Source organism: Sphingobium sp. UBA5915 (assembly GCF_002431195.1).
Taxonomy (GTDB): Bacteria; Pseudomonadota; Alphaproteobacteria; order Sphingomonadales; family Sphingomonadaceae; genus Sphingobium; species Sphingobium soli.
This window is the reverse complement of record NZ_DJDV01000075.1, coordinates 20,605-29,118: the sequence shown is the minus strand read 5'-3', so window position 1 is coordinate 29,118 and position 8,514 is coordinate 20,605. Positions and strand designations below refer to the sequence as shown.

Annotated in this window: 5 protein-coding genes; all 5 read left to right on the top strand. The window is 62.7% G+C overall.

Annotated features, from left to right (window positions below; genetic code table 11):
* On the top strand, nucleotides 1-2,097 hold a 2,097-nt coding region (pnp, locus tag B2V90_RS12255; RefSeq protein WP_293921484.1), incomplete at its 5' end, for a polyribonucleotide nucleotidyltransferase.
* A 144-nt stretch (nucleotides 2,098-2,241) separates the two neighbouring features.
* Nucleotides 2,242-3,261, top strand: coding sequence for a sensor histidine kinase (locus B2V90_RS12250; RefSeq protein ID WP_037543398.1), 1,020 nt, complete (start codon nucleotides 2,242-2,244; stop codon nucleotides 3,259-3,261).
* Nucleotides 3,262-3,319: 58 nt separating this feature from the next.
* The gene (locus B2V90_RS12245; protein WP_021226942.1) at nucleotides 3,320-4,108 is read left to right on the top strand and encodes an outer membrane protein assembly factor BamD; all 789 of its coding nucleotides are present in this window, start codon (nucleotides 3,320-3,322) and stop codon (nucleotides 4,106-4,108) included.
* A 51-nt stretch (nucleotides 4,109-4,159) separates the two neighbouring features.
* Nucleotides 4,160-5,824 (top strand): DNA repair protein RecN, encoded by a 1,665-nt coding sequence (gene recN, locus B2V90_RS12240; protein ID WP_228220759.1) that lies wholly within the window; start codon nucleotides 4,160-4,162, stop codon nucleotides 5,822-5,824.
* 367 nt (nucleotides 5,825-6,191) lie between these two features.
* The gene (gene ligA, locus B2V90_RS12235; protein ID WP_228220760.1) at nucleotides 6,192-8,303 is read left to right on the top strand and encodes an NAD-dependent DNA ligase LigA; all 2,112 of its coding nucleotides are present in this window, start codon (nucleotides 6,192-6,194) and stop codon (nucleotides 8,301-8,303) included.
* Nucleotides 8,304-8,514 lie beyond the last annotated feature (211 nt).

Sequence of the window (8,514 nt, the reverse complement as noted above, 5' to 3'; positions counted from 1 at the left end):
CCCGGCGGCTTCTTCAAGCGCGAGCGCGGCGCGACGGAAAAGGAAACACTGGTTTCCCGTCTGATCGACCGTCCGATCCGCCCGCTATTCCCCGAAGGTTTCTACAACGAAATCAACGTTATTGCTCAGGTGTTGAGCTTTGACGGCGAAAGCGAACCCGACATCGTGGCGATGATCGCTGCCTCGGCTGCGCTCACCCTGTCGGGCGTGCCCTTCATGGGGCCGATCGGCGCTGCGCGCGTGGGCTACAAGGATGGCGAATATCAGCTGAATCCCTCGCTCGAAGAAGCGAAGGAAGGCGACCTCGACCTCGTCGTGGCCGCCACCGGCAATGCCGTGATGATGGTCGAATCCGAAGCCAAGGAATTGTCGGAAGACGTCATGCTGGGCGCTGTCATGTTTGCGCATGACGCGGCCAAGAAGGTCGTCAATGCAATCATCGACCTTGCCGAGCAGGCAGCCAAGGATCCTTGGGAAATGGCCGCGCAGGATGATCTTGGCGGTCTCAAGAAGAAGCTGACCAAGCTGATCGGCAAGGATATCGCCGCCGCTTACAAGCTGACCGACAAGTCGGCGCGCTCCAATGCGCTCAACGAAGCGCGCGCCAAGGCGAAGGCCTTCTTCGCTGAGGAAGAACTGGACGCCCAGACCGTCATGGCCGGGATCAAGCTGACCAAGAAGCTGGAAGCCGAAATCGTCCGCACTGCGATCCTCAAGGACGGCCAGCGCATCGATGGTCGCACCACGACGCAGATCCGCCCGATCGAGGCGATGGTTGGCTTCCTGCCGCGCACCCATGGTTCGGCTTTGTTCACCCGCGGTGAGACGCAGGCGATCTGCACCACCACGCTGGGCACCAAGGACGCCGAGCAGATGATCGACGGCCTCACTGGCCTGCATTATGAAAACTTCATGCTGCACTATAACTTCCCGCCCTATTCGGTCGGTGAAGTCGGCCGCTTCGGTGCGCCGGGTCGTCGTGAAGTGGGTCATGGCAAGCTCGCCTGGCGCGCGCTGCATCCCGTGCTGCCAAGCAAGGATGAGTTCCCCTACACCATCCGCGTCCTCTCCGACATCACCGAGTCCAACGGCTCGTCGTCGATGGCGACTGTCTGCGGCGGTTCGCTTTCGATGATGGACGCAGGCGTTCCCTTGAAGCGTCCGGTGTCGGGCATCGCCATGGGCCTGATCCTGGAAGGCAAGGACTATGCCGTCATCAGCGACATCCTGGGTGATGAGGATCATCTGGGCGACATGGACTTCAAGGTCGCGGGCACGGAAAACGGCATCACCACGATGCAGATGGACATCAAGGTCGCCGGCATCACGCAGGAAATCTTCGAAGTCGCCCTGCGTCAGGCGAAGGAAGGCCGCGCGCATATCCTGGGTGAGATGAGCAAGGCGCTGTCCTCGACCCGCACCGAATTGTCGGCGCATGCTCCGCGCATCGAAACGATCCAGATCGACAAGTCGAAGATTCGCGACGTCATCGGCACGGGCGGCAAGGTCATCCGCGAAATCGTCGCGGAAACCGGCGCGAAGGTCGATATTGACGATGAAGGCATCATCAAGATTTCCTCGTCCGATACCGCCCAGATCGAAGCCGCGAAAAAGTGGATTCTCGGCATCGTCGAGGAAGCGGAAGTCGGCAAGATCTACAGCGGCAAGGTCGTCAACATCGTTGACTTTGGCGCGTTCGTGAACTTCATGGGCGGCAAGGACGGTCTTGTCCACGTGTCCGAAATGAAGAATGAGCGCGTGGAAAAGCCGACCGACGTCGTGTCGGAAGGCCAGGAAGTGAAGGTCAAGGTTCTTGAAATTGACCCGCGCGGCAAGGTGCGCCTGTCCATGCGCGTCGTCGATCAGGAAACTGGCGAGGAACTGGAGGACACCCGTCCCGCCCGCGAACCGCGTGAACCGCGCGGCGACCGGGGGGAAGGCCGTGGCGACCGCAACCGTCGTGATCGCGGTGGCGACCGTGGCGGTCGTGGCGATCGTGGTCCCCGTCGCGACCGTGGCCCCCGTGGCGATGGCGGCGGCAAGGGCGACGATGACGGCTCCAGCGCCGGGCTGCCCGACTTCCTGACCCAGGACTGATAAGCCGACCCTGAAAGGGGAGTAACTGAAGAAGGCGTCCGGTTTCGGACGCCTTTTTTGGTGGATGGGCCGGTTGACTGATTTCAATCAATGCGCTTCCGTAAGGACTTGGATATTGTGCCGACCAGCCAAACGGGGATCATCATGCAGCGGAGCAACGAGCGCTTTGTCGAACGCCTGCCGCTCGTGCTCAATCGGCCGGCTTATGCCTATCTGCTGACTTGCGTTTTTTGCGGCGCTGGACTGATGCTGCGCTTTGCCGCTGAACCATTGTTGCCGCAGGGTTATCCGTTCGTCACCTTCTTCCCGGCGGTCATCCTGTCCTCCTTCCTGTTCGGTGTGCGTCCGGGCATTTTTGGCGGCGTGATAGCTGGTTTCGCCTCATGGTATTTCTTCATCAATCCGATCCATAGCTTCACGCTCAACCCGGCGGTGGCAATGGCCATGTTGTTCTACATCGGCGTCGTCACGGTGGACATCATCCTCATCCACTTCATGCAACGCGCCAATTTCAATCTGGCGGTGGAGCGGGAGCGCAGCCGCGCACTCGCGGAAAATCGGGAGTTGCTGTTCCGCGAGCTTCAGCATCGCGTGTCCAACAATCTCCAGGTCGTCGCAGCGATGCTGTCGCTCCAGCGCCGGCATGTCGATCATGAGGTGGCCAGGCGCGCCTTGGACGACGCTTCGGCGCGACTGGCCCTGATCGGCAGGATCAGTCGCGCCCTCTACGATCCGTCGGGGCGTGGTCAGGACATTCGGGCTTTTCTTCTCACCTTGACCGCCGACATTCTGGATGCTTCCGGTCGCAACGACGTCAGGGCCGAGGTCTCCGCGCCGGAAGCTTTGATCCTGGCGTCCGACGTCACGGTTCCGCTGGCGCTCGTCGTTGCAGAATCGGTTAGCAACGCAATCGAACATGGCCTGCCCGATCGGCCTGGCACCATCCATATTACCCTGGAAAGCGATGAGGGCGAACTCACGCTGCGCGTCATGGATGATGGCAAGGGGGTGCCGCTGGGTTTCGACGCGAGCGCCGGCCAGTCGCTCGGTCTGCGCATCGCCAATGCGTTGGCGATGCAGCTTGGTGGTCGCTTTGCCATCCATCCCCGCGCCACTGGCGGCACCATCGCGCGGCTGGACCTTCCACTGGCTGCGACCTGTTGAATTAGGCGCAGCATTCTGGCGCTTGGCGGCGGCGCGTCGCTCGGCTATGACCCGCCCCATGCTGACGAAAACCCTGACGCGCATCGGCGCGGCCACCGCTCTGGTCCTGATCGCCTCGCCCGTCCTGACCGGCTGTTCGACATCGAAGAACAAGGCGGACACGCTGTATGTCGCTCGCGACGTTTCGACCCTGTATAACAGCGGCAAGGATCGCCTTGATCGCGGCCAATACAAGCTGGCGGCCGCGCTTTTCGATGAGGTCGAGCGTCAGCATCCTTATTCGCCATGGGCGCGCCGCGCACAGCTCATGTCGGCGTTCAGCTATTATATGAACCGGGATTATGCCGAATCCATTTCGGCGGCCCAGCGCTTCCTGTCGATTCATACCGGCAACAAGGATGCGCCCTATGCCTATTATCTGATAGCGATCTGCTATTATGAGCAGATTGCCGACGTCACGCGCGACCAGAAGATCACGCAGCAGGCGCTCGATTCGCTCGGTGAACTGATCCGTCGCTATCCCCAGACCCGTTATGCGGCCGATGCGCGGCTGAAGGTCGATCTGGTCAACGACCATCTGGCCGGCAAGGAAATGGAGGTCGGTCGCTTCTACCAACGGCGCGGCCAGTGGCTTGCCGCGACGCTGCGGTTCCGCACGGTCATCGATAAATATCAGACCACGACCCATACGCCCGAAGCGCTGGAGCGCCTGGTCGAATCCTATCTGTCGCTCGGCATCCCGACCGAAGCGCAGAAGGCCGCCGCCGTCCTGGGCCGCAATTATCCCGGCACCAAATGGTATGAGCGCAGCTACAAGCTCATGCAGGAACATGGCGGCGCGGCCTGAGCCGCCGCTTTCCCTGTTCCCCTTTTGTGCATTGACGGGTAGGACCACGTCATGCTGACAAGCCTCGCGATCCGCAATGTCGTGCTGATCGAGGCGCTGGACCTGGAGTTTGGCGCTGGCCTCAGTGTGCTGACTGGCGAGACGGGCGCGGGCAAGTCGATCCTGCTCGACTCGCTTGGCCTGGCGCTTGGCGCGCGCGCCGACACCGGACTGGTGCGCGCGGGCGAGCAGCAGGCCAGCGTCATCGCGGCCTTCAACCCGCCCGCGCCCGATCATCCGGCCGCCGCTCTATTGGCTGACAATGGCATAGATATGGAGCCAGGCGAGCCCTTGCTTATTCGCCGCATGGTGAAGGCCGATGGTGGCAGCCGCGCATTTATCAATGATCAGCCATGTTCGGCCGCTCTGTTACGCGAGTTGGGCGGCTCGTTGGTGGAAATCCATGGGCAGCATGACGATCGGGGACTGCTCAATCCTCGCGGGCATCGCGCCATGCTCGATACGTATGGTCGATGCGATACAGCTGCTGTGGCGAAGGCGCATGCCGATTGGCGCGTCGCTGCCAATACGTTGAGCCAAGCGCGTGAAACGGTGGCGACCGCCGCGCGGGATCGCGACTATCTCACCCACGCCGTTGAGGAACTGCGCACCTTCGCCCCGCAAGCTGGCGAAGAGGCGACTTTGGCCGAAGAGCGCGCCGCCATGCAGAAGGGCGCGCGCCTGACCGATGATCTCGCTACGATCAGCGACTGCCTGACCGGGTCGGACGGGGGCCTCGCCCAATTGCGGCAGGCGGCGCGCCGATTGGACCGGATCGCCGGGGAGGAACCGCTATTGGCCGCCGTGCTCGAATCCCTCGACCGCGCCGTGGTCGAGGCCGGAGAGGCGGAGGATCGGCTGGCCGAGGCCGCCGAGGCGTTGAGTTTCGATCCCGCGCGTCTCGACTCCATTGAAACCCGTCTGTTCGACCTGCGCGGTCTTGCGCGCAAACATCAGGTTGCGCCAGACGATCTCGCAGCGCTTGGCGACGACATGGCAGCAAGGCTTGTCGCGATCGAGGGTGGGGAGGAGCATATCGCCGCGCTGGAACAGGATGTGGCGCGAAAAGCCGATCTTTATCGCGTCGCGGCGCAGGCGCTGTCTGCGGAGCGCCAGCTGGCTGCCGGTCGGCTGGATGCGGCGGTCGCGGGGGGGCTGGCCCCGCTCAAGCTTGACGCCGCCCGCTTCCGCACTGTCGTTGCCCAACTAGACGAGGGCCAATGGAGCGCACAGGGCATGGACCGGGTGGAGTTTGAAATCTCGACCAATCCCGGCGCGCCCTTCGCGCCACTTGCCAAAATCGCGTCAGGCGGCGAATTGTCGCGCTTCATCCTCGCCTTGAAGGTCGCGCTGGCGGAGCGGGGTGGGGCGGACACGCTGATCTTCGACGAGATCGACCGGGGTGTGGGCGGCGCGGTCGCCGACGCGATCGGTGAGCGGCTCAGCCGCCTCGCGCAGAGTAACCAGATCCTTGTTGTCACCCACAGCCCTCAGGTCGCGGCGCGCGGCGCGGGCCATATGCTGATCGCCAAGTCGTCCGATGGCACCGTCACACGCACGGGGGTCCACGCCCTGGACGATGCAGAGCGCCGCGAAGAAATCGCGCGCATGTTGTCGGGAGCGGAAATTACGGCGGAAGCAAGGGCGCAGGCGGAGCGATTGCTGGAACGCGCCTAGATCATTTCGATGGAAACAGTGGGGCGCGTCCCTGTCAAGACCGCATGGCGTCAGCGCCTTTTCCAGATTGGTTGCATGGGCTTTCCATCGCTTCGTTAACCCTCGCAATCCTGTGCGTGGTGGTCATCCTGGTTGATATCATGCGGCGGCCGCAGAAAATGGCCATCGTGAATTGGGTGTGGCAGCTGACTGGGCTGTTCCGCAGCGTTATCTCGCTTTTCTGCAACCTGAAGGCGGCTTGGCGGGCAGGTGATGCGCAACGCGATACCCTATCGCGGTGGCCTGTCTAATCCGGTATCAACGAGAAGATGTAGGGCAGTGCCGCCGCGTGCTTCCGTGCGCGCTCGACAAGCGCTAAGGCAGCCCGATGACTGATCCAGCGATGCTGACCGAAGCCGAAGCGGCCAACCGCCTGATGCGCCTCGCCAAGGAAGTGGCGAAGCATAACCGCCATTATCACGATCAGGACGCGCCGGAGATCAGCGACGCGGACTATGATGCGCTGATCCGCGAAAATAACGCGCTGGAAGCCGCCTTCCCGCATTTGATCCGTGCGGACTCGCCCAATGCGCAGGTGGGCGCGGCCTCGACGACGGCGCTCAAAAAAGTCCCTCATGCCGTTCGCATGATGAGCCTCGACAATGGCTTTTCGGACGAGGATATCGCCGATTTCCTCGCGCGCATTCGCCGCTTCCTGGCGCTGCCAGACGATGCGCCCGTTGCCCTCACTGCCGAGCCGAAGATTGACGGCTTGTCCTGTTCGCTGCGTTATGAAAAAGGCGAACTGGTCCTTGCCGCCACGCGCGGGGACGGCACGACCGGCGAAGACGTTACCGCCAATGTCCACACGATTGCCGATATTCCCCAGCGTCTGACCGGCGAAGCCATCCCCGACCTGTTCGAGATACGCGGTGAGGTCTATATGGCCAAGGGCGATTTCGTGGCACTCAACGCCCGGCTGCTTGCCGAAGCGGAAAACCCTGAAAAAGCCCGCCAGTTCGCCAACCCGCGCAACGCCGCCGCCGGATCGCTGCGGCAGAAGGACGCCACTGTCACCGCCAGCCGTCCGCTGCGCTTCCTAGCCCATGGCTGGGGCGCCCACAGCGCGCTGCCCGCCGATACGCAACTGGGCGTCATGCAGGCAATCGCGGGCTGGGGCCTGCCCGTGTCCGACATGCTGGCCTGCGTCGACAGTCTCGATGCCCTTATCGCCCACTACCGCACCATAGAGGCTGGGCGCGCCGATCTGCCCTTCGACATTGATGGCGTGGTCTACAAAGTCGACCGGCTCGACTGGCAGCAGCGGCTGGGCTTCGTCGCAAAGGCACCGCGTTGGGCCATCGCCCACAAATTCCCCGCAGAACGCGCGCAGACCACGCTGGAAGCCATCGACATCCAGGTCGGCCGGACGGGCAAGCTCACCCCCGTTGGCCGCCTCACGCCCGTGACCGTCGGCGGCGTCGTCGTCTCCAATGTCACCCTGCACAATGCCGACGAGATTGCGCGCCTTGGTGTCCGACCCGGCGACCGAATCATTGTCCAGCGCGCCGGCGATGTCATCCCCCAGGTCGTCGACAATCTCACCCGTGATGAGGCGCGCGAACCCTTCCCCTTTCCGACCCATTGCCCCGTCTGCGGCTCCGAAGCTGTGCGGGAAGAAGGGGAGGTTGATGTTCGCTGCACCGGCGGTCTGATCTGCCCGGCACAGCGGTTCGAGCGTCTGCGCCACTTCGTCAGCCGCGCCGCTCTCGATATTGAAGGCCTGGGCGAAAAGACGATTCAGGAGTTTCTCGATCTTGGCTGGATCGCAGAACCGGCCGACATCTTCCGCCTTAAAAAACATCGCGCCGATCTGCTCGGTCGCGAAGGCTGGAAGGAAAAGTCGGTCGATAATTTGCTCATGGCGATTGAGGCCAAGCGCCAGCCAGATGCAGCGCGCCTGCTCTTTGGCCTGGGCATCCGCCATGTCGGCGCGGTGACGGCGCGCGACCTGTTGAAACGCTACGTCACATTGCCGACCATCCGTGCGCTTGCGCAGGATGTCATGCTTTTACGCGATCAGGAACATGAAACGCAGGCCAAGATGGACAAGGCGATCGCCGAGCATATTGGCGTTGAAAATGTCGGCGCGGCCGTTGGGCATGCGCTCGCAGACTTCTTCCACGAACCCCATAATGTCGATGCGTGGGACGATCTCCTATCGGAAGTTTCGCCGCCGCCCTATGTAGTGGAAACCACCGCCAGCGCAGTGACCGGCAAGACCGTGGTCTTCACCGGCAAGCTGGAAACCATGAGCCGTGACGAGGCCAAAGCGCAGGCCGAGCGGCTGGGCGCGAAGGCTGCGGGGTCGGTCAGCGCCAAGACAGATTTGGTGGTGGCGGGGCCTGGGGCGGGGACCAAGCTCAAACAGGCGACGGCGCTCGGCATCGAAGTCATTACCGAACAGGCATGGGCAGACATCGTCAAGGCAGCGGGATAGGGCCGTTTTCGACGAATGATTCGGCTCTTTTTCGCGAGGAGACGCAGGGTCTTTTGCGCGGCCTGTGGCCGCTGCCTTTGCTCCATAGCCATTAGCGATTTTCAGGAGAAAGCGTCGCGTTCTCTGCGCCTCTGCACGCACCAAAAACTGCAGTGAGCGAACTTCCCCGGCCATCCTGCGCGCCTCGGCGTCTCTCGCGTGAACCAAAAGG